Genomic DNA, 25,427 nt, shown 5'->3' with positions numbered 1-25,427 from the left:
CAGAGCGGTTCGCCTATTACCATGGCATTGGCCAATCTTCCGAGTGGAACGCCTGAAAGCTCTGGTGGTTGAGTACCAGGTTCTGCCTATCCCGCCCCAAGCAAGATAAGCGCGGTCTGTGCTGGCGAGGTAGTGTTCTGCAACTGTGCGATCTGACTGCGCGCCAGATAGGTGTCGGTCAATCTCGTAACCGCGTCTTCTTCGGTGAATTGCGCCAGATCATCAGACCCGGTCAACCGAAGCAGCCTGTCCTTGAATTCGACCAACTGCTTATCGATATCCAACTGCCCAAAAGATGAGGGCAACCCCAGCGCCGTTTCCATCATGCTGCGCAGCGGAGGCAAACCCATCAGATCGAACCATTTGGTGTCGGTACTGACATTTTTTTGCGCCAACTCGGTCAGCGCATGTTGTGCATAGAGGGCGATCCGCATGGTCTCATCCGATTCACCAACCGAAATCTCGAACCTGGCCGTCATGTTGTCCTGAGCAACTTGTTCCATCAAAGATGCAAAGCCGGTTCGCCGTACTTGACCTGGCCCGAACCCAAACGCGTCCGAGAATTCCCGGTACCGTTTGTCGGCCAACCGATTGGCCAGAGCGTCATCTGCGCTGGTCCCGTCTTCCAGAATCTTACGAATGAAAAACCGATTGTCGAGATCCCCTTCCAGACCAAAGGCTCCCAGCGCGACCTGCAGCAGACGCCGGTCTGAGACCAGCTGCTCGGCCGTTTCAATCTTGCCGATGTTTTCCAGGAAGTAGCGGTTCTCGCGCTCGTTGATGTTCGAGCTCGAAAAAGCCTGAAACTGCGACTCATAAGTTCGCTGGAGGAAACGCCATCCGACCAATCCACCCGTTGGTATGACGGGTTGGAATGTCATTGCTGATAGGCCATCAAACGCTCTTCCCGCGGCAAGAGTGAGCGAAGGGATTTGAGGCATTTGTAGTATTGCTCGCCTACCAATGCATCCGTGGCCTCGCCCAGCACACGGCGGCTGTCGGAGTCAGTAAAAACCTGGCTCAATTCCTCGACCCGGCGCAGCAATTGCTGACGCGCTTCAACAGGGTCCATATCACCTGACAGAACAAGTTGTGCGGCATAACACACGCGCCGGACAGGGGTGTTAACCTCATCGGGGTGTATCGCGTCTCGCAGCCGCAGAACATTGGCCTGAGGCGTCATGATCGAGAACCGGCTGCGACGGTCCCCATTTTCGATCACAACTCCGTTGATCAGAACCCTCTCTTTCGGGGCGAGTTTCAGAACAAGGCCCCCCATTATGCCGCCCCACCCTGTCGCAGGCCGCGCAAGACCGCCGTATTGATCTCCAACAATGGTTCCACGGTGGCGTTGTTGCCAAGGACCTGACTGCTATGGTGTTCCGTGAATTCTGCCAGATAAAATATCCGCGCGCGCAATTCATTGGGCAAGGCGTTGTCGGAATCTGAAACGCCCGTCGCCAGAACCGTCCACAAGCGACGGTTTTCATGTACGGCCTGCACAAACGCGGCGAAATCTGTTGTCTTGCTGGCTGCAGCCGCTTTCAGGCGGCGTGTGATTTTCGAGATCGCCTCGAATTCAGTGTCTCGTGGTGTACGAATAGGAGCGGCAGTTTGCGCATAAGCGTTGTGAGCAAGCATTTGCGGGGTCACTTGAAATCCTTCCAATTGGCCGTCTTCAGGCGGTCAGAACCGGGGCGCGAAAACCGCGCCCCGGCCAAGCTCCGGGATTAGCGGAACAGCGACAGGATCGACTGCGGTGCCTGGTTGGCAATCGACAGCGACTGGGTCGCCAACTGCTGCTGGACCTGCAGCGCCTGCAGACGGGCCGAGGTTTCCTCCATATCCGCATCAACCATCGCGCCGATGCCGGATTTGAAGGAATCCGTCAGTTTGGACACGAAATCCTGCTGGGTCTCGATCCGACCCTGGGCCGAACCAAAAGCAGCTGCTGCGTCAATCGACGTGTCGATCAGCGATTCAATCGTGCCAAGTGCAGCAGCGGCACCTGCATCGGTGGATACGTCAATCGAGCTAAGCGCACCCAGACCACCCGAACCGGCATTTGAGAACTGAGCAGATACCGAAATATCCTGATCCGCGTCAGCCCCGGCAGCCGCCGTACCTGTTGCGAAGGACAGTGTATTCGGAGCGCCCGACGAGTCGTAGTCAACCGCCAATCCAGTGATGCCAAGCGCATCAATCTCGTTCTTCAGGCCAACCGCCACCAATGCGTCGGTATAGTTCTCGTCATATGTTCCAGAAGGATCAAGATCGCTGTCCTGGATGGTGTAAGACACTTCTTGATCGCCGACCCGAATCGAGACCCGGTCGCCAACTTCGAAGTTGTCAGTGGAACTGTCGATCAAGATATCGCCGGTGCCGGCTGTGCGGTCCATGGTGAACCCAGCCACATCGTTATCGGTGGTCGCACCATCCGAACCTGCAAGCACGCCTTTGGCGGTATAACCACCGATGGACAGATCCTGGCTTGCGACCGAGATAGACGCCGAGTTGACTGCACCAGTGCCATCACGGTCCAGCGAAGACAGGATCGAAACCGTACCCGCAGAACCATCCACAAGGTTCAAACCATTGAACTGTGCAGCACCAACAACCGATGCAATCTGATCCCGCAACGCTGTCACGTCATCATTGATCTTGGCCCGATCAACGTTACCTTCCTGCGCGGCGACGATCTTGCCTTTCATCTGGGTCAGAAGATCGGTCACAGTTTCAGATGCGTTCCGCGCAACCGCCACAGTCGACTCACCCAAAGCAAGGCTGTCTTTAATCGCGTTGAAGCCTTTGACATCCGATTCCATCACTTTCGAAATCGCCCAGACCGCCGAGTTATCCTTGGCAGTTGCGACGTCCTTACCTGTTGAAATAGCGTTCTGCGTCATCGCCAGGTTTTTGTTGACCGACTTCAGGGTCTGCAGCGCAACCATTGCGCCATTGTTTGTCAGAATGCTGGACATTGCTGTCATCCTTTCACTTCGGGCGATTTGCGCCCATGTTCACCCCGCAGAGAACTGCAGGCTTGGCTGTCTTTCTGACCTGTGCGATGCGCCCTGTGGCCATTCGCGCCACCTGCTGATTTCAGGTGCAAGGACACTTTTGGCGCTGATCCCCTAACGGAGTGCTAAGATGTCCGATCCCGAAACTTCAGATTTGAATTAACACGGCACTAAGCCCGTTTTTCGAGCTTTGCGTGGCTGCGAACTGCAAAGCCGCTGCGTTGCCCGTCGGCCCCATAGGTGCTGAACTCCTGCCGTACGCGGCGCAGTTCGGCCATGCGGGCGGCAACGGCGCGGATGCCATCTGCCGCGCTGTTTAACAAGGCCTGGTTACGTTCGACCTTTTGCTGAACCCGAATCAGATCGGCACTGTCGCGTACCTGCAGATCATTGATCGCGCCGATCAGTTTCTCTTTTTCCGGCACCATATGCGTCAGGCGGTCCAGATCGCCATCCACCAGCGCAGTGCGTTCAAGATCCAGAATCTCTTCCAAAGATTTAATGAGCGTCATGCTTGGTTCAGCCGTCATTGAATTTCTCCATCATTGAATTGAACAGAATTTCGGACAGACCGACACCGCCCGACTGGGCCAATTGCTGGGCCTGATGCTGGACAAGGAAAGATGAAAACTGATCCTCACCTGCACCCCCACCGAAGGAATCGCGCGATTCACCCAGCCCTGCGGATTTCAGCATCTCAGCCAGAAATGTCGCCTCAAGCTCGACCGCTGCGGCCTGCAGCTTATCTGCGTTGGTTTGAACCGGTTGGGGCAGCGCCGTGACCTTCATCGCTTTCTCCGAAATTTACATCGAACTTTCTCGATCAAAGGTGAAAGCAGTTAAAATAAACGTAACTTCCTGCGGGCAGATTTCTGATCAGACATGACGGAGCCCGGAGCAAAATGCCCAACCCGCTTACACTGATGACAGCTGCCACAACCTCGACCGTCAAACCCGAGGCGGGCGCAGAGAAAGCGCGCCATAACAAAGCCGGGAGCCAGTTTCAGGATATTCTTGATGAACAGGACGCGCCACCTGAGCTGGAAATCTCGTCCGAAGATCTGCCAGAGGATCAAGATGCTCCGGTGGCGGCCGAAACCGATATCCGCCCGGTCAAAGGTGATTCTTTGGACCCGGATGTTGTCGCATCTGACCCGACCCCGCGTCTCGAAACTCAAAACATTGTTGAGGTTGGGAAAACGGAACTCGCAATCGCCGCGACACAAACACAGCCGGGGAATGAGGCTATCTGGCAGCCGCTGCAGGGACGTGGCGGGGTGGATACTCCGCCAGAATCGGCACATAGCGTGATGCCCAAATCGAGGATCGGGCCTGCAGACCCAGCGCAGCAAGTTCACCCAAAGCCACAAGGGGAAACCCTCGTGGCTCAAAAGGATGTGGCCAATCGTCCCGACACCAGTGTGATCGCAGTACACACCGCTACAACGCAAGCAAAAGACAGGTCCGTCCAGATCGATGCGGTGCCTGCTGACAAAGCCCCGGATACGAATCCCACCGCCACGCAACAGCAGAAGCCAGCACAAACTGTGCCCCCCGGGGCAGTCGGCATCAGCGTCGCGCAATTGCAATTGAGCGCCACTGCCCGGCAGCGAGACGCAGAACAGGCTCTAAAAGTCGATACCGGCGAACCTACTGCTGCCCTGGGTGAGGAGCCCGTGTTGCAATCAGCCCGCGATTCGGCAGCACCGCTCAGCGCGCCTGCACAGGCGGCGCGGGCCGAGGTTGCGCGGGCAATCGCGGGCCAAATGGCCGCAGCCATACAGGCGCGGCCTGGTTCGGGCGCAATCGAGATTGCCCTGAACCCCGAAGAATTGGGGCGCGTTTCCATTGTTCTGAATGGTCGCGAGGACGGGTTTCACCTGACAATTGCGGCTGAACGGCCCGAGACACTGGACCTGATGCGCCGCCATATCGCTGTACTATCCGAGGAGTTTCAGAAATTGGGTTATGGCGACCTGTCATTTGATCTCGGGAATTCCTCGGATTCGCAGCAAAATCCGCTCGATCACCAACAGGCTCACAGCTTCGACCTGACGCCCCAGGACCATGGTGCGCAGGCTGCACCGTTTCCAAAGAACACCGCCCCGGGCCGGGGCATAGATATGAGGCTTTGAACATGATCAATCCAACACAGGCTGCTCAGACATCGGTTCAGTCGCAAGCAACCTCGGGGTCAAAGACCAGTGCCATCGCCTCGGATTTTGAGACCTTTCTGTTGATGATGACGACGCAAGCCCAGAATCAGGATCCGCTGGACCCGATGGATTCGGCCGAATACGCCTCGCAACTTGCGCAATTTTCGATGGTGGAACAGCAAGTTCAGACCAATGATCTGCTGGCGTCACTCACATCCAGCATGGGCAGCCTGAACCTGGGTGAACTGGCGAATTGGGTCGGCATGGATGTCCGGTCAACATCCGGGTTCAGCTTCGATAGCCAACCGGTGACGCTGTTTGCGGCTCCGCATGAAGCTGCGGATCAAGCTACGCTGACCGTGCGGGACGCGGATGGAGAAGTGGTTTCCACCTCGGATGTCCCGCTTGATCAAACCGAATTTACCTGGGCCGGCACCGATTCTGATGGCAACCCGCTGCCGCCGGGGAACTATACCGCAACCCTCAGCAGCTATCAGGATGGAGAGCGCTTGTCTGAAACACCTGTCGCCTCATACGGCCGGGTTGTTGAAGCGCAGATTGGCACGGATTCGATCTTGCTGACCCTCGAAGGCGGGCAGATTGTTCCCACACATCAGGTGAGCGGGGTTCGATCAGGCGCTTGATCTGATCAGACACGCAGGCCAAACCTAGGCGGATCGCGATTCGCCCCTAGAACTGGTTTTGACCCTGCCAAACTTTTCCTCACCACCGCCTGATCTTGTTCAACAGCTTTCCGACCAAAAGCTGGTGCAAAACGATGCGCGTTTCGAAACCCTTTACGGCGGGCGGACCAATCAGGTCTGGAAGGTTCTGGGCGGAGACAGCGACCGCGTTCTGAAACTCTATCGTACGTCGTTGCAAAACCCGCTGTTTCGCAACGACGCCGCGCTAGAGGCACGATGCCTTACCGCATTGGAACCTACGGGGTTTGTGCCACGTCTATGCGCTGCCGGTGGCTATCATGCAGATCATTGGGTTCTGTACGATCATGCGCCCGGCACCCCTTGGGACGATGATCCCGCGCCCGTTGCATTGTTGCTCCGGCAATTGCATCAGTCAGCGGTCAGAGTAGCAGCGCCAACAGGCTGTAACGGGAGTGCCGATCTTGCGCGACATGGTCAAGACATCCTGGAACTTTGTGCCCCCGAAACCCGAAACAAACTGCTGAGCCTGAGGCCAGATCACGCAGTCGCACCAACAGCAAACCTATGCTTGATTCACGGCGACCCGGTGCCCGGCAATATTCTGGTCGCTGCATCCGGGCTGACGCTGATTGACTGGCAATGCCCGGCATTGGGCGACCCATGTGAAGACCTGGCAATGTTCCTGTCCCCGGCGATGCAACTGCTCTATCGGGGTGGGCCTTTGGACGGAGATCAGGAAAACCGCTTTTTAAGCGCTTACGGAGACCCCGACATCCTGTCTCGATACGAACAGCTTCGACCTTGGTTCGCCTGGCGCATGGCCGCCTATTGCCTGTGGCGAATGGAAAATGGTGCCCCGGATTATGAACGTGGGTTCCGGCTTGAAGTTGAGGCGTTGCGTTAGCTGCACATCACCAATCAGCAACCGCCATAGCCGCATAGGCGGGCGGCAATAGAGCGCGCCGCATGCGCCCTAACGGGAACCGAGCGGGAGTATGCGTTATCGGCTGTGGCAGACCCGTCGCCTGCCCCAAAGCCAATCGCGCCAACGCACGGCCACAATAGCTGCCCATCGCAACACCGTTGCCATGAAACGCAAACCCCGCGAACATTCCGGGATATCCCGGAATGGTACCTGCATAGGGCAACAGCGAACGGGAAAGGCACACCATACCCGACCAGATATGGGTGATCTCAACCTCGGACCATGCCGGGAACATCCGTCTGAAATCCCGCTGCACCAAGTCCCTGATCGCCTTCTCGGACGCCTTGGAAGATCGCAACCCCCCTCTCATTCCGAACAGAAACCGCCCGTCCGGCATGAGACGGAAGTAGTGCAGAAGATGCCGCGTATCGTAACACATCTGGTCCGAGGTCCAGCCCTGCGCGGCCTTTTCGGCCTCGGTGAGGGGCCGTGTGACCAGAACCGTCGATTGCGCAGGCATATATCGGCCTGACATCCAATCGGGAACATCCTCGCTGGAATACCCGTTTGTGCAGATCAGCACCTGATCGGCCTGCACGCACCTTTTGGGCAGCTCAAGCTCAAAACCCGATGAGGTTTTTTCGACCTTCCGCACGGGGCTGGTCTGATAAAACACTGCCCCCAATTCGGTTGCAGATTGAGCAAGCCCAAATAGGTATTTCCGTGGGTTCAATCCAAACCCGACCGGAGTCGTGTACCCGCCATAAAACGGGCCATTCAGGCCCAACCCCGGCAAATCCTCTTGCTCGTGCAAGGTGCCGTTTTGGTCTGCGGAACGACGCAGTTTCGCCATCGTGCGTGTCGAATGCGCCAGCTGGGTCTCACCAACTGAATGCGTATCAGCCGCGATCTGATATTCCTCAAGCAAGGCGGCCACTAACGCGACGGCATCATATTCTGCTTGTGCATAAGCGGCGGCACTGTCCTGCCCAAAGCGGCGCTCTAAGGCCCTGTGGCTCAGTTTTGATCCCCCCAGACAACAGAAACCGCCATTGCGCCCCGATGCGCCCCAACCTGGGATTTCCGCTTCAAGCACGGCGACCGAAGCTCCCGCTTTGGCAAGGTGCAACGCGGCAGATGTTCCAGTGAAACCACCGCCAATGATGGCGACGTCTACTCTCTGATCACCGTTCAGTTCCGGCCACTCAGGGCTGGGGCAGGTCTCATCCCACCAACAGCCCTCACGCGGGCCGGGGCCGTAGGTGTAGGCGGGATAGATGCGTTTCATTCGGCGCGGGCAGCGGCCATTTCATCCTGCCGCTGTCGCATCATCGCTCGTTTGGTGACCAGCGATGCGGTGATCACCCCCACCGTGACCACCGCAATCATGATAGTTGAAAGCGCATTGATTTCGGGGCTGACCCCAAGCCGGACAGCTGAGAATATCTTAATCGGCAAGGTGGTCGCCGATGGGCCAGATGTGAACGACGCAATCACCAGATCGTCCAGCGACAGGGTAAAGGCCAGCAACCAGCCCGAGATCACGGCTGGCGCGATGATCGGCAAGGTCACAAGGCGAAACGCCTGCGCAGGGGAACAGCCCAAATCCAATGCGGCCTCTTCCAAAGACTGATCAAATGTCACAAGGCGCGACGAGACGACAACCGACACAAAGCACATTGAGAATGTCGTGTGCGCCAGCACGATGGTCAGAATACCCCGGTCCAAACCGATCCCGATGAACAGCAAGAGCAGTGAGAGGCCAGTAATCACCTCGGGCATCACCAGCGGTGCATAGATCATGCCCGAAAACAGGGTTCGCCCAAAGAAGCGGCCTCCACGCACCAGCACGTAGGCCGCAGCGGTGCCAAGTATTGTCGCCAATGTCGACGAAAACACCGCAACCCGGACAGTAACCCAGGCAGCGTCCAGAAACGCCTCGTTCTGGACCAGTTCGCCATACCATTTGGTCGAGAAACCCGCCCAGACGGTGACCAGCTTGCTTTCGTTGAAGCTGAAGATGATCAGGATGATCATCGGGATATACAGGAACGCAAACCCCATCGTCAGCGAAACGGCATTGAACCAGCTTAGCTTGCTCATTGCTCGGCCTCCGTCTGTTTTTGCTGGTTGCGCTGGAACAGCACAATCGGGATCACAAGGATCAACAGCAAGACTACGGCCACAGCGCTGGCCACGGGCCAGTCACGGTTTGAGAAGAACTCCTCCCACAGAACCTTGCCGATCATCAGCGTACCCGATCCACCAAGGAGTGACGGGATCACGAACTCGCCAATCACCGGAATCATCACAAGGAAACAACCGGCGATGATACCGGGGCGCGATAGGGGGATCGTGACCAGCCAGAAGGCTTGCAGACGGGAACATCCCAGATCTTCAGCAGCCTCAATCAGGGATTCGTCCATTCGCTCCAGCGCCGAGTAAATCGGCAGGATCATGAAAGGCAGATAGGTGTAGACGATGCCAATATAGACCGCTGTATTGGTGTTCAGAATGGTCAGCGGGGTAGAAATAATACCCGTCCAGAGCAGAAGCTGGTTCAGGTAGCCCTCATTCGACAGAATTCCCATCCACGCATAAACGCGGATCAGGAACGAGGTCCAGAACGGCAGGATCACCAGCATCATCAGTGTTGGCCGCCATTCTTCGGGCGCGCGGGCCATACCATAGGCGATTGGATAGCCCACCAGCAACGTGAGAATAGTTGAAATCAGCGCGATTTTGACGCTGGACAGGTACGCTTTCCAATACAGGTCATCCTCGGTCAGCCAGATAAAGTTCTCGAAATCCAACTGGCTGAAGAAATCTCGGATGCCAGCCCACCCCTGTGACAGGTCCAGCGTCGGCGTATAGGGCGGGATCGCAAGTTCAGTGTCGGACAGCGATATCTTCAACACAATGAAGAACGGCACCATGAACAGCGCCAGCAGCCAGACATAGGGAACTGCGATCAGCAGGGCGCGACGCATCAGTTCGCCAGCAAAACCGCAGCCGTTGCTGTCCAAGACAGCCAGACCGGGTCTTCCCAAGTAAAGGATCGGCGCGAGATACGGCGCGTGTTGGCAGATTGCGCCTTGATGATCGTGCCGTTTGACAGTTCCACGTGATAGGTCGAGAGGTTACCAAGATAGGCAATGTCCAGCACTTTGCCCTGCACAGCGTTGATCGCCTCAGCCGGGCGATCGGTGGAGATTGTTACCTTCTCGGGCCGGATGGCCAGATGGCAGGATTGACCATTCGAAAGCTCAGTGCCCGATGTCGCAGTCAGGGGTGCCTGTCCTTCGGCCCAATCAATCTGATAAGTCTCATCCCCTGTCAATGTTGCACGACCTTCGATGATGTTCACATCTCCGATGAAGTCGGCCACGTAGACCGAGTTTGGATTTTCATAGATACGATCCGGCGTGGCAACCTGCATCAGTTTGCCCTGATCCATCACAGCTACACGGCTGGCAACGGTCATCGCCTCTTCCTGATCGTGGGTGACGATCACAAAGGTGGTGCCGGTTTTTTCTTGAATATCCATCAGTTCGAACTGCGTGTCCTGTCGCAGTTTCTTGTCCAGCGCGCCAAGGGGCTCGTCCAGCAGCAACAGCTTCGGAGCCTTCGCCAGCGACCGTGCCAGCGCGACCCGCTGCCTTTGCCCACCCGAAATCTGGTGCGGCTTGCGGCGGGCGAATTGTTCCAGCCGTGTCAGGCGCAGCATCTCCTCGACCCGATCCTCAAGATCATGCTTGGGCATGTTGTCCCGGCGCAAACCAAAGGCGATGTTGTCCCAAATGCTGAGATGCGGGAACAGCGCGTATGATTGGAACATCATGTTCACCGCCCGCTTATTCGGCGGGATCGGATCAATGTCCTGCCCGCCCAGCATGATATGCCCCTCAGTCGGGGTCTCAAATCCGGCCAGCATCCGCATCATCGTGGTCTTGCCGCAGCCCGAGGGACCGAGCAGGGCAAAGAATTCACGTTCGAAAATGTCCAGCGACAGGTTGTCGATGGCGGTGAAGCCCCCGAACCGTTTGGTGACATTCTGGAACTGGATCAGTGGTTTCGCCTGTGGATCATCCCAAGGCGCAAAGACATCAGCGTTCAAACCGGCCCCCGTATTTCTGTACGGTAAAGAAAAACGCGGGGCGTTGTTTCGCCCCGCGCTGCAAGATCAGGTGCCTGACTTGATCTTGGTCCACAAACGGGTCACGACCCGCTGTGTTTTCGACGGATAGGGCGTCGTGATATAGAGGTTCTGCATCGTCGCATCATCCGGATAGATCGCCGGATCGCCGATCACGTCTTCCTCCAGAAACTCCTGTGAAGCCTTGTTGCCGTTTGCGTAGTACACATAGTTCGACGCAGCAGCCATGTTGTTGGCGTCCAAGATGAAGTCCAGGAACTTGTGTGCGCCTTCAGGATTGGGCGCATCGGCAGGAATGGCCATCTGGTCGAACCACATCAGCGACCCTTCAGCGAAGGGATGGTATTCAATCTCGACACCATTGTCGGCCTCGGCCGCACGGTCCCGCGCTTGAAGGATGTCACCCGACCAGCCGACGGCCACACAGATATCGCCATTGGCCAGCGCATTGATGTATTCCGAGCTGTGGAATTTCTGAATGTATGGGCGCACCGCCGTCAGTACTTCTTCTGTCTTGGCGATGACATCCGGATCATGGCTGTCAGGGTCCTCACCCAGATACTGCAGGGTCATCGGTATCATCTCGGCAGGCGCATCCAGGAAATGCACACCGCAAGAGGCCAGCTTCTCCATATTTTCGGGTTTCAGAACCAGGTCCATGCTGTTCAGGGCCACGTCGTCGCCCAAAGCTTCTTTGACCTTGCCAACATTCACACCGATGCCGGTCGTCCCCCACATGTAGTTGATGGAATAGGCGTTGTTCGGATCATAGCCTGCAGTGCGATCCTGGATCACGTCCCAAAGGTTGCCGGAATTGGCCAGTTTGGCAGCATCCAGTTCCTGAAATGCTCCAGCCTGAATCTGACGCTGCAAGAACGTGCCCGACGGCACCACCACGTCATAGCCTGAACCACCGGCCAGCATCTTGGTTTCCAGAACCTCGTTACTATCGAAGACGTCATAGATCAGCGTCAGGCCGGTCTCTTCTTCGAACTTCGCCAGCAGGTCCTCGTCAATATAGTCGGACCAGTTGTAAACACGCACCTCTTCGGCAAAGGCTGCCGAAGTCCCCAATGCGATGACCGCTGTCAGCGTCAGCGTTTTGATTGTCATTTTTTTCTCCCTGCAAATGTCCGGGTATTTTCCCGGTTTTTCAGATTTGATCAAGTTTTGCGTTTTTCGATGGTACCGACTATGGTTCCACGAAGGGTCTGACCCCGCAAGCCGCAGGTAGCGAAACTGGAACCAGCCCATTGGATTTGATCAAAAATAAGGCAAATACAGTACAGATGAGCGACACCAAAAGCCCCGTGCATGAACAGGTCTACCACACACTCAAATCGCAAATCCTGTTTGGCGATTTGGTTCCGGGGCAACCGGTCACAATTCAGGGTTTGGCCGATGCATTGGGTGTTGGAATGACACCAGTGCGCGAAGCGATTCGCAGGCTGATATCTGATGGGGCATTGGTGTTTCAGGGGAATCGACGTGTCAGTGTTCCACTGATTTCTGATTCGGATATTGACCAGATGAAATTCGCCAGAAGTTCAATAGAATCAGAACTTTCAAGACGTGCGACTCCCAATCTAAGCCCCGCTGATATTGATGAGCTGGAGCGAATTGACCAGCGTCTCGACAGTATGATCGAAGACGGCGACATCAACGGCTATCTTCGCTTGAACCATGCTTTTCACAAAGCGCTTTACGCCCATGCCCAAGCCCCGATTCTGCGTGACCTGGCCGAGCGGCTATGGCTCAGATTCGGCCCATCGCTGCGGGTTGTCAGCGGGCGATTCGGTACGCAAAGCATGCCTGACCGGCACAAAGACATCATCGCAGCGCTTCGCGAAGGAGATGCCAACAAAGCCGCTCTGGCCACTGCACAGGATGTTGAGCAAGGGATGGAGCTAATGATCGGCGCTCTGGCTTCAGCCTGAATCACGTGATTCGATTGACAGCAAAAAATTTGATCATATTGTGGCGTGCAACTGCTTGAGGAGGTTTCAGGATGTCCACCATTACCAACCACATGCCCACCGCTGAGTTGCAGGCCCTGGATGCGGCCCATCACCTTCACCCATTCTCAGCCAATGGTGCATTGGGGCAGGAGGGTGCGCGTGTCATCACCCGCGCCAAAGGGGTCTACCTGACTGATAGTGAGGGAGAAGAAATCCTCGACGCGATGGCCGGTCTGTGGTGCGTGAACATCGGCTATGGGCGCGACGAACTGGCCGACGTCGCCGCGCGTCAGATGCGCGAGCTTCCCTATTACAACACGTTTTTTAAAACAACCCACGTGCCCGCCATTGCCTTGGCGGCCAAGATTGCCGAACTGGCACCGGGTGATTTGAACCACGTCTTCTTTGCGGCCGGTGGTTCTGAGGCAAATGACACCAACATTCGTCTGGTGCGCACCTATTGGGCCGAAAAAGGCCAGCCCGACAAGAACATCTTTATCAGCCGCCACAACGCTTACCATGGTTCATCGGTGGGCTCTGCTTCGCTGGGCGGTATGGCCGGAATGCACGCACAGGGTGGCATTCCGATCCCGAATATCCACCACATCAACCAGCCGAATTGGTGGGCCGAAGGGGGCGACATGACGCCCGAAGACTTTGGCCTGGCCCGTGCACGTGAGTTGGAAGAGGCCATTCTGGAGCTGGGTGAAAACCGCGTCGCCGCCTTTATTGCTGAACCCGTTCAGGGCGCTGGCGGGGTCATTGTCGCGCCGGATACCTATTGGCCCGAAGTTCAGCGTATTTGTGACAAATACGATATCCTGTTGATCGCCGATGAAGTGATCTGTGGATTTGGTCGTACCGGCAACTGGTTCGGGTCGCAAACCGTCGGGATCAAGCCCCATATCATGACCATCGCCAAGGGCCTCAGCTCGGGCTACGCACCCATCGGCGGGTCAATCGTCAATGACGAGATCGCCGAGGTGATCGGCGGAACCGAGTTCAACCACGGTTACACATATTCCGGGCATCCGGTGGCTGCAGCGGTGGCGCTGGAGAACCTACGCATCCTCGAAGAGGAAAAGATCGTCGAGCACGTCCGCGACGTCGCCGCGCCTTATCTGAAGAAAAAATGGGAGGCTCTGGCCGATCATCCGCTGGTGGGTGAGGCTAAGATCGTCGGCATGATGGCCTCGATCGCACTTACGCCCGACAAGGCAAGCCGCGCCAAATTCGCCTCGGCCCCCGGAACCGTGGGGTATATCTGCCGCGACCGTTGCTTTGCCAACAACCTGATCATGCGCCATGTTGGCGACCGGATGATCATCTCCCCACCGCTGATCCTGACTCCGGCGGATATCGACGAGATGTTCATACGCATCCACAAATCGCTGGATGAGGCACAGGCTGAGATTCATGCGCAAGGGCTGATGAAGGCGGCGTCTTAGTCGGCTTTTCTTGGGTTGTAGTAAAGGCGGCTTTGACAGCCGCCTTTTTCTTGGGGATTTGGCCCCATGACAGGGTAAGCTACGAACCCAAACCTACATCGCTATCCTAACGGATAAGCGCCTCGTACTCGTCTCGTACATCGTCATCGACCAAGACGCCTTCGTTGCCACCATAAAGCCTATCGTTCTGATCTTTACGAGGCCCAGATATCCAATAGAAATCACCGCTCTCAGTTTCGAAGTAGTTTGCCTTGAAACCGGCACCCTTGAGGCTTTGGAAGCGAAGCCCCTTGTAATAAAGGGTTTTGCCAGTTTTTGAGAGATACACACGGCCGATAACAGCATCTCCCTCAAGTCCTTCGGACTTGGACTCGATGTACATAATTCGTGACCTGGTTAGCCGAAACTCGCTCGGAAGCGCCGCATCCTGATCGAGCTTTTCTTTCCAATGATCGGCATGTCGCATTAAGAAGTTCCATTTCACAGTTCGTGCAGTTGCGCAGATAGCAAGAAGTTCGAACGACAACAAAGTCCGCATTGCAGACCCCGCAGCAACTAAAATCGTTCATCTACCCAATCACCGCAACCGCTCCAACAGGTTCAACGTTGGGTACCCGTCCGGCAACAGTCCCTGCGCCAGTTGATACGCCCTCACAGCGTTTATGGTTTTTGGTCCTGTCCGCCCATCGATGCCTTGCGTATCAAATCCAGCTTTGGTCAGTCGGGTTTGTAGTTCCTTCTTCTCGGTAAAGCTCAGCACCCGGTCGCCGCGTGGCCAAGGGGCCTGAAACGGTGCGCGGCCTGCCAGGCGGTCGGACAGGTGACCAATGCCGATGACATAGGCATCTGCCCCGTTATAACTCTCAATCACACTGAAATTATCGAAGATCATCAGCGCTACGCCCTGCCCGCCAGCGGGTAGAAGGATCGCGGCCTGCCCGTGATCGGCAACAGGTTTACCATCGCGTCCAACCACACCTAGTGTCGCCCACTCCGACGGCATCAAGGTGTAATCCCGTTTGGCCGTGGCATAGTCGAACCCCTCGGGCAGGCGCACTTCGACACCCCAAGGCTGCCCCTTGGTCCAGCCGTGCCGGGCCAGATAGGCCGCCGCCGAGGCCAGCGCGTCGGTTGGGTCGTCCGACCAGATATCGCGCCGCCCATCGCCGTCGAAATCAACCGCATGATCTAGGTACGAGGTCGGCATGAACTGCGTATGCCCCATCGCCCCAGCCCAACTGCCGATCATCCGGCCCGCACTGACATCGCCTGCCTGAATGATCTGTAAAGCCGCAATCAGCTGGGTTTCAAAGAAGGATGCGCGCCGCGCATCAAAGGCCAGTGTCGCCAAAGACCGGATCGTCGGGTTACTGCCCCGATAGGTTCCGAACGATGTCTCTAACCCCCAGATCGCGGTTACGACCTCTTTCTCGATGCCGTATTGAGCCTCGATCCGCTTTAGGACCTTTTGGTGCCGATCCAGCGCCGCACGACCATTTGCGATGCGTGTATCCGAGACGGCGCCATCCAGATATTCCCAAATCGGCTTTGAGAATTCAGCCTGATTGCGATCCCGCTTGATAACGTCCAGATCATAGGACAGGTCCGCCAAGGCGTGGCCCAGCGTAGATTGCGAGATACCCTGATCCCGCGCCCGGTCTTCAAACGCCCCAAGCCAGGCCTGAAACCGGGCGTTTCCTGCCGAGGACGCTCGCACGACCTCAACCGTGGGCCGAGGCACCGGTCGCAGGGATGTTGTAACATCCGCCGATGCCAATTGAATTTCGCCACCCACAGGCCGAAGCTCGGGCCTGGGGGCGTGTTCTGCCGCTGACGCCTGCACGATGGATGCCCATAATGCGGCGGTCATGACGCCACCTATGCATTTATGCATTCCGATTTTTTTCCTGAGTACTGCTCAACCCCAAGGATAGTGCAAAATCGGCAATTCTCAAAGGTCTTAGGTGTTTTCATCCTGCTCATGTGCGGCACGCTTTGCACGAATCTGGGCAATAACATCGCGCAGCATTGGTATACGATTTGGACGAAAGCTTTGATCTGTCACCGACATTTCCCGCATGCGATCCAACCGGAAGACGCGGAAATCCTGCCTGAGATGGCACCAACTGAGCAAGACATTCGAGCGGTCCATGTAGACGATGCTCAAGGGGTCCACCCGCCTGCGGGTCTCATCTCCCTTGGCGTCGGTATATGCGAATTCGACTGTGCGTTCATCCCATGTGGCCTGCCGCAGATCGGCAACTTCGATGGTCGGCGCAGGGGGGCGGTTGAATCGCGTTGCAGCCAGCACCGCGTGACTCAGTCGGTGGGATTGGCGCGGCGGCAGCCGTCCTTGAAGTTTGCGCAGTGCCGCGCTGGCAGCGTCAGCCAGTGCAGGATCGCCGATCACCTGCACTTCGCGCAGTCCCAGAACCAGCGCCTCAAGCTCATCATCGGTAAATCCCAGCGGCGGCAGGGTTGCGTCTTCGATCAACGTGAACCCGAACCCGGCCTCACCATCAATAACCGCGCCAAGGCCGCGCAGCGCATCGATATCGCGGTGGATCGTACGGGGAGACACGCCGAGGTCGTCAGCCAGTTGAACCGAAGTTTTCGGTGACGGGCCAGAGCGTAAGGCTTGCATCAATTGGAACAGGCGGGCGGTGCGGGACATATCGGATATTAGCTTACCCCTAATGTCAGAAAATGTCATCAGACGTGTTTAAGGTCCGGCCATCCCCAATGATGGAGCCCCTGATGCTGACTCTTCTCACTTACCCATCTGCTTTTGGCTTGTTCAGCGCCAGCCCGTTCTGCGTGAAAACCGCGCTGATGCTGCAAAAATCCGGCCAGACCTGGCAGCGATCCGACATTTTGGACCCTCGCAAGATGCCGCACCAGAAGCTGCCTGTGCTACGTACGCCCGAGCGTTTGGTCCCGGACAGCGATCTGATCCGCGATTGGCTGGAACAGCAAGGGGCCGACTTCGACGCGGGCTTGTCGGATGTTGAAAAGGCGCAATCCCGCGCCTTAATCCGTATGGCCGAGGAGCATCTCTATTTCCACATCGTTCTGGATCGCTGGGGCAATGATGAGGTCTGGCCCATCCTGCGCGAGATGTTCTTTAACAGCATTCCAGCCCTAATCCGCAAACCGGCCTCTAATGCAATCCGCAAATCAGTTCTGAAGGGCATCAAAGCTCAGGGCATCGGCCGCTTTTCCCAGAATGAACGTCTGGACCGGGTCGAGCGCGACCTTGAGGCGATCTCGGCCTATCTGTGGCAATCACCGTTTCTGCTGGGCGAACGCCCGACCGCTGCGGATATGAGCGTTGGCCCCATGCTGGCCGCGATGCGTGCGACACCCGTCGAAACACCGCTGACCCGCCGCATCAAACAGGATAACCTGCTCAACAGTTACGTAGACCGGATGGAACAGACAGTACCCCTGTCATGACTCAGATTGAAGATCCCGCCGTAGCGGCCGCCTTTGCGGCGTTGCCCCCGGACACGCGTGCCGGAGCACTTGCCTTGCGTGATCTGATCCTTGAGACCGCCAGCGCACTGCCCAGTGCCCAACCGCTGCAAGAGGCGCTGCGCTGGGGTCAGCCCGCATATCTGGCCCCCAAAGGCTCAACCATTCGGTTGGGTGGACATAAGTCCGCGCCATTTGCCCTGTTCGTACACTGCCAAAGCCGTTTGATGGGGGACTTCACGACCGCCTTTCCCGATGAGGATCGGATTGAAGGCAACAGGGCGGTGCTGTTCGACGATGTGGATCAGATCGACGCCACCCGCCATGGCTGGTTGATCGCGCGGGCGTTAACCTATCATCTCTGACGACGCTTACGTTCGACCTTGCGCTTGATTTTATCCTTCTTGCGCTTAGTGCTGACCGCCTTGCGCCGCACGCCCCGTTTGGTGGGGCCGCGCCCGCGCGGTAAGGCCTGATCGTCGATGGACAGCAGTTCCAGCTCCAGCCCACCTGTCACCGGGGTTGCCTCGGTCAGGCGCACGGTGACGCGCTGGCCGATGGCGATGATCAACCCGGTATCCGACCCCATCAGGGTTCCGGCCTCGCGGTCGAAATGAAAGAACTCACGCCCCAGGGACCGCACGGGCACCAGACCATCGGCCCCGGTTTCGTCCATTTTGACAAAGGCTCCGAACCGGGCGATGCCGCTGATCCGGCCCGTGAACTCATTGCCCACGCGTTCGCTGAGATAGGCCGCCAGATAGCGGTCGGTCGTGTCGCGTTCAGCCATCATCGAGCGACGCTCAGTGTCCGAAATATGCGTTGCGGTTTCATCAAGTCGGGCGATTTCCTCCTCGGTCAGACCGTCATCACCCCAACCGTGGCCCGTGATCAGCGCGCGGTGAACAATCAGGTCAGCATAGCGACGAATGGGCGAGGTGAAATGCGCGTAGTTTCGCAGCGCCAGACCAAAATGTCCGAAATTCTCGGGGTTGTAATAGGCCTGCGCCATCGACCGCAGGGTGGTCAGGTTGATCAATTCCGCATCTTCGGTACCCGCAGCCGCATTCAGCAGGGCATTCAGATGACGGGTTTGCAAAACCTGACCCTTGGCCAGGTTCAAGCCAGCGGCTTGCGCCGTTTCACGCAAGCTCTCCAGCTTTTCAGGTGCGGGTTCCTCGTGGACGCGGAATAGCAAGGGCCGACGTTTCGCAATCAGTGTTTCAGCCGCCGCGACATTGGCAAGGATCATGAACTCTTCGATCAGCTTATGTGCATCCAAGCGGTCGCGGAACGCCACGCTGGTCACCTCACCCGTGTCGGACAGGACGATCTTACGCTCCGGCAGGTCCAGCTCCAGCGGCTGGCGCGCGGCCCGCGCGGTTTTCAGCGCCGCATAGGCGGCGTAAAGCGGTTTCAGTACCGTCTCTAGCAGCGGTCCGGTGCGGTCGTTGGGGGTGCCGTCGATGGCCTCCTGCACCTCGGCATAATGCAGCGACGCTGCCGAGCGCATCAGACCGCGCACGAAGCGATGCCCGATCTTGTTGCCTTCGGCGTCGATCTGCATCCGCACGGCGATACAAGCACGCGGGACACCTTCGTGCAGGGAACACAGATCACCGGACAGGCGATCCGGCAGCATCGGCACCACTCGGTCGGGGAAATAGCTGGAATTGCCCCGCTTGCGCGCCTCGCGGTCCAGCGCGGTACCCTGCTGAACATAGGCGGCAACATCAGCTATGGCGACCCAGATCACATGACCGCCGGGGTTGTTGGGATCGTCATCGGCATGGGCATAGCAGGCGTCATCATGGTCGCGCGCATCCGAGGGGTCGATGGTCAGAAGCGGCATGTCCCGTAAGTCTTCGCGGCCCTTCAGACCAACGGGTTTGGCCTTATCCGCCTCATCAATAACCTTATCGGGGAAATCATCCGGGATACCGTGCTGGTGAATGGCAATCAGCGAGACAGCCTTGGGGGCGGTCGGATCGCCCAGACGTTCAACGATACGCGCACGGGGCAGCCCCATACGGGTCTTGGGTCCGGCCTGTTCGGCCTCGACCAGTTCGCCATCCTTGGCCCCATGCACCGCGCCTTCGGGCACCAACCATTCCGTCGAACTGGCTTTGTCGATGGGCACGATCCGCCCGCCCTCGGCCCCTTTGCGATAGATACCTACGATCTTGCGCGGGTTGGTTCCGATACGGCGGATCAGGCGGGCTTCGTAATTGTGGTCTTCTTCCTGCACCACGGTCAGGCGCGCCAGAATGCGGTCGCCTTCCCCCAGCGCCGGATCGCTGGCGCGGGTGATCAGCAGAACGATGGGCTCGACCCCCTCGCCATGCCATTCCAAGGGCCGCGCGAACAGATCGCCATCCTCATTCGGGGCCTTCACTTGCAAAACGCTGACCGGAGGCAGTCGATCCGGGTCCCGGTAGCTGCGCTTGCGCTTTTCCAAATGTCCCTCGGCCTCAAGCTCCTTAAGGATGCGCTTCAGATCGATCCGATCCGCGCCCTTGATGCCGAAGGCCTTGGCGATATCACGTTTCGAGGTCAGGGTGGGGTTCGCTGAGATCCAGTCGAGGACCTCCTGCTTGCTGGGAATGCGACTCATGTCTTTGGCCTAGCACGCGCATGCAACCGCGTCATGACCAAAAAGTGTCCATTCGGCTCAGCCGCGCAAATCAGCGACGGTATCCACATCACGCAGTTCGTTCAACAGGGCGACACGACTGCCGGGAACAGACGCCAGCGTATCGGCCAGCGCATGTTCTGTCGACCATCGCACATCCCGAAACAAGCCCAAGGGCAACGCGCCATAGCGTTGCGCACCGACCAGCCAATAGCCGCCATCCGGGGCCGGGCCGAACACCATCTGCGAACGACCCAATGCCTTGAACGCGTCCGCGATATGATGGCGCGTGATGCCAGGAATATCCGCCCCAATCAGGCAGACAGGCCCTTTGGGCATCCCGCGCAGCATCCGCCCCATTCGATCGCCCAGATCACCCCGCCCCTGCACTGCGCGTGGCAGATCGGCGGGCCAGATCCGACTGGTCAGCCCTTCTGCGTCAGGGGAAACCGCCAACACAATCTGCCAACGCGGATCGCGCAGCCGCCGGATCAGCGACCGGGTCTGGTGCCGGAACCACCATGCAGCACCTACCATACCGATATCGCGCCCCAGTCGGGTTTTGACGCGGCCCGGACGAGGCTCTTTGACCATGATGACCAGAGTGCGCTGCATCGCTCAGGCAAAATAGTCAGTCAGAATACGCGTATAAATCGCCTTCAACTGCTCGATCTGGGCCACCTCGACGCATTCATCGACCTGATGCATCGTGCGTCCGACAAGCCCGAACTCGACCACCGGGCAGTGGTTTTTAACAAACCGCGCGTCCGACGTGCCGCCAGTTGTTGACAATTCGGGTTGCACGCCCGTCTCGGCCTCAACCGCCTGCGCCACCAAATCGGACAGTGCGCCCGGCGGGGTCAGGAAACTTTCGCCCGAGATCTTGATCTTTGCATCAACCTGAACACCAAACTCATCGGCTACGCGAGCGGCTTCAGCCTTAAGCCAGTCACTCAAGCTCGCACCGGTATGCGTGTCGTTGAAGCGGATATTGACGGTGCCACTGCATTGCGCGGGGATGACATTTGTCGCGGGATTACCAGTGTCGATGGTGACGACGGCCAGTGTGGACGCATCGAAGTGATCGGTGCCCTGGTCCAGTTCATGACTGGCCAGCCGGTCCATCAGCCGGGCCATCGCGGGCACAGGGTTCTTGGCCCGATGCGGATAGGCGGAATGGCCCTGCACGCCCGTCACCGTGAACCACGCCGTCATCGACCCGCGTCGGCCGATTTTCATCATCTCGCCCATCCGGTTCGGGCAAGTGGGTTCACCGACCAGGCACACGCTCATCTTTTCGCCAAGCTGATCCATATGATCAAGCAGGGCGGTTGTGCCATCCAACGCGTCAGCTTCTTCGTCGCCCGTAATGGTCAGGATAATCGCCCCGTCGGGTGGGGTGTCGCACACGAAATCAATCGCCGCAGCTGCAAAGGCGGCAACGCCCGATTTCATATCCGTCGCGCCGCGCCCATACATCAAACCGTCGTGAACCTCGGCCTCGAAGGGCGGTTTGGTCCAGGCCGCCTGATCCCCCACAGGCACCACATCCGTATGGCCGTTGAACCCAAATGTCCGCGCGTGCCCCTTGGCCCCCCAACGGGCGAACAGGTTACTGATGCCACCGCGATCCACCCGAGCACATTCGAACCCTGCGTCCGTTAGGATTTCCTGCAGCAGGACAAGCGCACCGCCCTCATCAGGTGTGACCGATGGGCAACGGATCAGGTCTGCCGTCAGTTGAACTGCATCGGTCATATGTGGGCCTCGCTGTTGGTCTTGCGCTCAGGTTCGTGCACAGATTCAACGAATTGACCGGATTGCCAAGGCCAATCCACAAAATTTATTGCACTGAGCAGGCAAAGTATCAGCCTGAGAGCGCGACAAAACATGTCGATTTACCCGGCGGCCACCTTGCCCACGCATATACATTCGCGTTACAGGGCCGCGAAACGGGTGACTTGACCATGAAGCGCGCATTCTACGCATTGATCAGCCTGACTTTCGCCGTTCTCGCACAGCAAAGCCTGGCACAAACGCTAAATGTCACGACAGTGACACGCCCGCCGTTTTCCTATGTTGAGGACGGTGCCGAAACCGGATTCTCGATGGACCTGCTGGGGGCTCTTTCTGAGGCTTTGGGATGGGAATACTCTGTCCAGCGCGTGGAGTCATTTGCCGAGATGCTGGGCGCGGTCGAGGACGGATCGGCCGATTTAGCCATCGCCAATATCTCGATCACGGCATCGCGCGAAACACAGATGGATTTTAGCCAGCCGATTTTTGAGGCGGGCTTGCAGATCATGGTGCCATCGGATGCGGTGCGCAGACCGTCGCTGTTGCAGGCGCTGCTGTCCACCGAATTGTTTCTAGCCATTGGCTTGGCCTTCGCCATCCTTTTGGGCGGCGGCATGCTGATGTGGGGGTTCGAACGACGTGCGCAGCCCTATTTCGACCGCAAGCTCAACGAGGCATGGTTCCCATCCTTCTGGTGGGCGCTGAATCTGGTCGTAAATGGCGGTTTTGAAGAACGGATGCCCCGCACGCCATTTGGCCGCATTCTGGGCGTGGTGCTCGTGGTATCCTCGCTGTTCATTGTATCGGTCTTCACCGCCCGCATCACCAGTGTCATGACGGTGGATGCGATCACCGGCAATGTAAACTCGGTGAATGATCTCTATGGCAAGAATGTCGGCACCATTACAGGTTCAACTGCGGCCAGCTTCCTGGACCGGCGCGAAATCGAATATGCGGGCTATCCGGGGCTCGATCAGATGCTTGAGGCATTTAAAGCCGAAGATCTGGACGCTGTCGTGTTCGACGCGCCTATCCTGTCCTACTTCGCGGCGCATGAGGGACGCAGGATTGCAACGATGACGGGTAGCATCTTCCTGCGAGAAAACTATGGCATTGCCTTCCCGACCGGCTCGCCACTGGTGGAAGAGGTCAATCAGGCGCTGCTGTCCCTGCGTGAGGACGGGACCTATGACGAGTTACACCGCAAATGGTTCGGATCGCAGAACTAAGAGGCTGAGGTTTCGTCTTCAAAAAACGGAGTCATCTGCGCCACGATTACCGCGTTTTCGTCCAGCGCTCGCTGCATCAGGGTACGTTCATCCGCATCGATGTCATGGCCTTGCGCCTCACGCTCAGCCAACGTGCCGTAACCGGTGACATCCAAAGGCGCGGTATCTGCCTGCTTTAGGATCGCCACGGTCTCGCGCACGGCCTCGGCCTCATCCACGCCACTGGCATAACAGATCAACGCCGCACCTGTTGCCCCGTCAGGCAAACCATCCCCATCCTTCCGTCCGATCTGAACAAGAAGGGTATAGACTTGCTGGCGCGAGGGTTTTTTCTGCTTTTCCATGGCACGGGCCTTAGCCCTGCGGCCTGAATTGGTCAAGCTTAGGGTCCGGCCCCTAGCGCTCGGCCGTGGCCAGTTTGAGGGCCAGCGCAACAAAGATCACGCCCGAAACGCGGTTCATCCACAGCTGAACCGAAGGCGAACCCCTCAGCCAGCTACCCAACGTACCGGCAGCCAGGGCCACGGCCCCAAACACCACAACCGTCGCCATGAACATCAGTGCGCCCAGTTGATAGAACTGCCCGATCAGCGATCCGTTCAGCGGATCAACAAATTGCGGTAGGAAGGCCAGCATGAAAATCGTCACCTTCGGATTGGCGATGTTCATGATCAACCCACGCAGATAGAGCTTGCGCGTCGGGATCTCCGGCGCATCACCGCCGTCAAGCGCAGTCCCTGCTGCAGTAAACGCCTTCCACGCCAAATAGACCAGATAAGCCGCACCTGCGTATTTCAGCGCCGCAAAGGCAGTTTGTGAAGTTTGGAAAATGACGGCCACGCCCAAAGCCGCCGCGGTGGTGTGCACGATAAGCCCAGAGGCCAGTCCCAGCGTCACAACCAACCCTGACATCCGGCCATAGAGTGCCGATTGCGTCATCACAAAGATATTGTCCGGCCCCGGAACAGCGGCCAACGCAATCGCAGCCCCCATGAACAAGATGGCTATATCGATTGGGATCATGGGTCTTCCTCTTCTTGTGCAGCAGCGCCCGGTATAGCAGCATGATGTTCTTACAAAAAAGGCCGCGGAGCCTATCCACGGCCTTTTGTCATTCACGCTACGTTTGGATCAGTCACGCAGCAGCTCATTGATCCCGGTTTTCGAACGGGTTTTCTCATCCACACGTTTCACGATAACCGCGCAATAGAGGTTCACGTTGTTCTTGGACGGCATCGATCCGGCGACAACCACTGAATAAGGCGGTACTTCGCCATACATGACCTCGCCGGTCTCACGATCCACGATCTTGGTCGACTTGCCGATGAACACGCCCATCCCCAGAACCGAGCCTTCGCGCACGATGCAGCCCTCGACAACTTCGGAACGCGCGCCGATAAAGCAGTTGTCCTCGATGATTGTTGGGCCCGCCTGCATCGGCTCCAACACACCGCCAATGCCAACGCCGCCGGACAGGTGTACATTCTTGCCGATCTGCGCACAGGACCCAACAGTGGCCCAGGTATCAACCATGGTGCCTTCGTCCACATAGGCACCCAGGTTCACGAAAGACGGCATCAGAACGACGCCCGGTGCGATGAAGGCAGATTTGCGGACAACGCAGTTCGGAACCGCGCGGAAGCCAGCGGCTTTCCACTGGTTGTCACCCCAACCTGCGAACTTGCTGTCGACCTTGTCCCACCAGCCGCCGCCCTGCGGGCCGCCGGTTTGCGTTTCCATATCCTTGATGCGAAAGCCCAGCAGAACCGCTTTCTTCGCCCATTGGTTCACATGCCAGTCACCGCTCTCCTGCTTCTCGGCAACCCGCAATGACCCGCCGTCCAGCGCGTTCAGGGTATCCTCGATGGCTTCGCGCTGCTCACCCGTGGTTGCTGGTGTGATCGTATCGCGCGCGTCCCAGGCGGCTTCGATGGCGGCTTCCAATTGCGCGTTGGACATTGGGCGTC

The 25,427-nt window shown here is 57.7% G+C and carries 28 protein-coding genes; 8 read left to right on the top strand and 20 right to left on the bottom strand.

The window, feature by feature from the left end:
- Nucleotides 1–86: 86 nt before the first annotated feature.
- From ACR0JE_RS11010 to ACR0JE_RS10985, 6 genes are all read right to left on the bottom strand, one after another.
- Nucleotides 87–881, bottom strand: a complete 795-nt coding sequence (locus tag ACR0JE_RS11010; RefSeq protein WP_480543162.1) for a DUF1217 domain-containing protein — start codon at nt 879–881, stop codon at nt 87–89.
- Complete coding sequence (flbT, locus tag ACR0JE_RS11005; protein ID WP_353008964.1) at nt 878–1,279, bottom strand: flagellar biosynthesis repressor FlbT; 402 nt, start codon at nt 1,277–1,279, stop codon at nt 878–880. The genes ACR0JE_RS11010 and flbT overlap by 4 nt, the downstream gene beginning before the upstream one ends.
- Complete coding sequence (gene flaF / locus ACR0JE_RS11000) at nt 1,279–1,653, bottom strand: flagellar biosynthesis regulator FlaF (RefSeq protein ID WP_480543164.1); 375 nt, start codon at nt 1,651–1,653, stop codon at nt 1,279–1,281. Before flaF ends, flbT begins: the two co-directional genes overlap by 1 nt.
- A 77-nt stretch (nt 1,654–1,730) precedes the next feature.
- Nucleotides 1,731–2,981 carry a flagellin N-terminal helical domain-containing protein gene (locus ACR0JE_RS10995; protein ID WP_170533499.1) on the bottom strand — a complete coding sequence of 417 codons (1,251 nt, stop codon included), beginning with the start codon at nt 2,979–2,981 and terminating at the stop codon, nt 1,731–1,733.
- A gap of 209 nt (nt 2,982–3,190) precedes the next feature.
- A complete protein-coding gene (locus ACR0JE_RS10990) occupies nt 3,191–3,550 on the bottom strand; it encodes a flagellar biosynthesis protein FlgN (protein ID WP_353008959.1) in 360 nt (119 codons plus the stop codon).
- Nucleotides 3,540–3,809, bottom strand: coding sequence for a rod-binding protein (locus tag ACR0JE_RS10985; RefSeq protein ID WP_170533505.1), 270 nt, complete (start codon nt 3,807–3,809; stop codon nt 3,540–3,542). Before ACR0JE_RS10985 ends, ACR0JE_RS10990 begins: the two co-directional genes overlap by 11 nt.
- 113 nt (nt 3,810–3,922) lie before the next feature.
- On the opposite strand from ACR0JE_RS10985, the gene ACR0JE_RS10980 reads away from it, so the two are divergent.
- From ACR0JE_RS10980 to ACR0JE_RS10970, 3 genes are read left to right on the top strand one after another with little or no spacing between them, the layout of a single operon-like run.
- Complete coding sequence (locus ACR0JE_RS10980; RefSeq protein ID WP_480864191.1) at nt 3,923–5,155, top strand: flagellar hook-length control protein FliK; 1,233 nt, start codon at nt 3,923–3,925, stop codon at nt 5,153–5,155.
- Between the two features lie 2 nt (nt 5,156–5,157).
- On the top strand, nt 5,158–5,820 hold the full coding sequence (locus ACR0JE_RS10975; protein WP_480543168.1) for a flagellar hook capping FlgD N-terminal domain-containing protein: 663 nt from the start codon (nt 5,158–5,160) through the stop codon (nt 5,818–5,820).
- Nucleotides 5,821–5,878: 58 nt separating this feature from the next.
- Complete coding sequence (locus ACR0JE_RS10970; RefSeq protein WP_480864190.1) at nt 5,879–6,745, top strand: phosphotransferase; 867 nt, start codon at nt 5,879–5,881, stop codon at nt 6,743–6,745.
- Between the two features lie 7 nt (nt 6,746–6,752).
- Here ACR0JE_RS10970 and ACR0JE_RS10965 read toward each other — a convergent pair whose 3' ends face one another.
- The 5 genes from ACR0JE_RS10965 to ACR0JE_RS10945 all read right to left on the bottom strand — a co-directional run bounded on the left by ACR0JE_RS10965 (nt 6,753) and on the right by ACR0JE_RS10945 (nt 12,035).
- Nucleotides 6,753–8,054: an NAD(P)/FAD-dependent oxidoreductase gene (locus tag ACR0JE_RS10965; RefSeq protein ID WP_480864189.1), complete on the bottom strand. Its 1,302-nt coding sequence runs from the start codon at nt 8,052–8,054 to the stop codon at nt 6,753–6,755.
- Complete coding sequence (locus tag ACR0JE_RS10960) at nt 8,051–8,869, bottom strand: ABC transporter permease (protein WP_480550639.1); 819 nt, start codon at nt 8,867–8,869, stop codon at nt 8,051–8,053. Before ACR0JE_RS10960 ends, ACR0JE_RS10965 begins: the two co-directional genes overlap by 4 nt.
- Nucleotides 8,866–9,756, bottom strand: coding sequence for an ABC transporter permease subunit (locus ACR0JE_RS10955; protein ID WP_480864188.1), 891 nt, complete (start codon nt 9,754–9,756; stop codon nt 8,866–8,868). Before ACR0JE_RS10955 ends, ACR0JE_RS10960 begins: the two co-directional genes overlap by 4 nt.
- On the bottom strand, nt 9,756–10,883 hold the full coding sequence (locus ACR0JE_RS10950) for an ABC transporter ATP-binding protein (RefSeq protein WP_480543176.1): 1,128 nt from the start codon (nt 10,881–10,883) through the stop codon (nt 9,756–9,758). Before ACR0JE_RS10950 ends, ACR0JE_RS10955 begins: the two co-directional genes overlap by 1 nt.
- 66 nt (nt 10,884–10,949) lie before the next feature.
- Nucleotides 10,950–12,035 (bottom strand): polyamine ABC transporter substrate-binding protein, encoded by a 1,086-nt coding sequence (locus tag ACR0JE_RS10945; RefSeq protein WP_480543178.1) that lies wholly within the window; start codon nt 12,033–12,035, stop codon nt 10,950–10,952.
- Between the two features lie 176 nt (nt 12,036–12,211).
- Here ACR0JE_RS10945 and ACR0JE_RS10940 point away from each other — a divergent pair, with 176 nt between their 5' ends.
- Together ACR0JE_RS10940 and ACR0JE_RS10935 are read left to right on the top strand one after the other, a co-directional pair.
- Nucleotides 12,212–12,859, top strand: a complete 648-nt coding sequence (locus ACR0JE_RS10940; protein WP_480864187.1) for a GntR family transcriptional regulator — start codon at nt 12,212–12,214, stop codon at nt 12,857–12,859.
- A 71-nt stretch (nt 12,860–12,930) separates the two neighbouring features.
- A complete protein-coding gene (locus ACR0JE_RS10935; RefSeq protein WP_480864186.1) occupies nt 12,931–14,328 on the top strand; it encodes an aspartate aminotransferase family protein in 1,398 nt (465 codons plus the stop codon).
- A gap of 106 nt (nt 14,329–14,434) precedes the next feature.
- On the opposite strand, the gene ACR0JE_RS10930 is transcribed toward ACR0JE_RS10935, so the two are convergent.
- From ACR0JE_RS10930 to ACR0JE_RS10920, 3 genes are all read right to left on the bottom strand, one after another.
- Nucleotides 14,435–14,866 carry a 1-deoxy-D-xylulose-5-phosphate synthase gene (locus ACR0JE_RS10930; RefSeq protein WP_480864185.1) on the bottom strand — a complete coding sequence of 144 codons (432 nt, stop codon included), beginning with the start codon at nt 14,864–14,866 and terminating at the stop codon, nt 14,435–14,437.
- A 39-nt stretch (nt 14,867–14,905) separates the two neighbouring features.
- A complete protein-coding gene (locus ACR0JE_RS10925) occupies nt 14,906–16,198 on the bottom strand; it encodes a lytic murein transglycosylase (RefSeq protein ID WP_480864184.1) in 1,293 nt (430 codons plus the stop codon).
- Nucleotides 16,199–16,288: 90 nt separating this feature from the next.
- Entirely contained in the window at nt 16,289–17,002 is a 714-nt protein-coding gene (locus ACR0JE_RS10920; protein WP_480543202.1) for a helix-turn-helix transcriptional regulator, read from the bottom strand.
- A gap of 83 nt (nt 17,003–17,085) precedes the next feature.
- Here ACR0JE_RS10920 and ACR0JE_RS10915 point away from each other — a divergent pair, with 83 nt between their 5' ends.
- Together ACR0JE_RS10915 and ACR0JE_RS10910 are read left to right on the top strand one after the other, a co-directional pair.
- On the top strand, nt 17,086–17,784 hold the full coding sequence (locus tag ACR0JE_RS10915) for a glutathione S-transferase family protein (RefSeq protein ID WP_480826345.1): 699 nt from the start codon (nt 17,086–17,088) through the stop codon (nt 17,782–17,784).
- A complete protein-coding gene (locus tag ACR0JE_RS10910) occupies nt 17,781–18,167 on the top strand; it encodes a DUF1801 domain-containing protein (protein ID WP_480864183.1) in 387 nt (128 codons plus the stop codon). Before ACR0JE_RS10915 ends, ACR0JE_RS10910 begins: the two co-directional genes overlap by 4 nt.
- Here the strand turns inward: ACR0JE_RS10910 and rnr are convergent.
- The 3 genes from rnr to dapE are packed head-to-tail and all read right to left on the bottom strand — an operon-like array spanning nt 18,158 to nt 22,192.
- The gene (gene rnr, locus ACR0JE_RS10905; protein WP_480864182.1) at nt 18,158–20,416 is read right to left on the bottom strand and encodes a ribonuclease R; all 2,259 of its coding nucleotides are present in this window, start codon (nt 20,414–20,416) and stop codon (nt 18,158–18,160) included. The two genes, ACR0JE_RS10910 and rnr, sit on opposite strands and share 10 nt — an antisense overlap.
- A gap of 57 nt (nt 20,417–20,473) precedes the next feature.
- Nucleotides 20,474–21,049, bottom strand: a complete 576-nt coding sequence (locus ACR0JE_RS10900) for a TIGR04282 family arsenosugar biosynthesis glycosyltransferase (RefSeq protein WP_480864181.1) — start codon at nt 21,047–21,049, stop codon at nt 20,474–20,476.
- Between the two features lie 3 nt (nt 21,050–21,052).
- Entirely contained in the window at nt 21,053–22,192 is a 1,140-nt protein-coding gene (gene dapE, locus ACR0JE_RS10895; RefSeq protein ID WP_480864180.1) for a succinyl-diaminopimelate desuccinylase, read from the bottom strand.
- A 209-nt stretch (nt 22,193–22,401) separates the two neighbouring features.
- On the opposite strand from dapE, the gene ACR0JE_RS10890 reads away from it, so the two are divergent.
- Nucleotides 22,402–23,460 (top strand): transporter substrate-binding domain-containing protein, encoded by a 1,059-nt coding sequence (locus tag ACR0JE_RS10890; RefSeq protein ID WP_480864179.1) that lies wholly within the window; start codon nt 22,402–22,404, stop codon nt 23,458–23,460.
- On the opposite strand, the gene ACR0JE_RS10885 is transcribed toward ACR0JE_RS10890, so the two are convergent.
- The 3 genes from ACR0JE_RS10885 to dapD form a co-directional block, all read right to left on the bottom strand.
- The gene (locus tag ACR0JE_RS10885) at nt 23,457–23,804 is read right to left on the bottom strand and encodes a hypothetical protein (RefSeq protein WP_353008923.1); all 348 of its coding nucleotides are present in this window, start codon (nt 23,802–23,804) and stop codon (nt 23,457–23,459) included. The two genes, ACR0JE_RS10890 and ACR0JE_RS10885, sit on opposite strands and share 4 nt — an antisense overlap.
- Nucleotides 23,805–23,856: 52 nt before the next feature.
- The gene (locus tag ACR0JE_RS10880; RefSeq protein WP_480864178.1) at nt 23,857–24,483 is read right to left on the bottom strand and encodes a LysE family translocator; all 627 of its coding nucleotides are present in this window, start codon (nt 24,481–24,483) and stop codon (nt 23,857–23,859) included.
- A 108-nt stretch (nt 24,484–24,591) separates the two neighbouring features.
- Nucleotides 24,592–25,419: a 2,3,4,5-tetrahydropyridine-2,6-dicarboxylate N-succinyltransferase gene (dapD, locus tag ACR0JE_RS10875; protein WP_480550613.1), complete on the bottom strand. Its 828-nt coding sequence runs from the start codon at nt 25,417–25,419 to the stop codon at nt 24,592–24,594.
- Between the last annotated feature and the right edge of the window lie 8 nt (nt 25,420–25,427).

The organism is Ruegeria sp. H3 (assembly GCF_056533095.1).
This window is presented reverse-complemented; position numbering and strand designations above follow the sequence as displayed.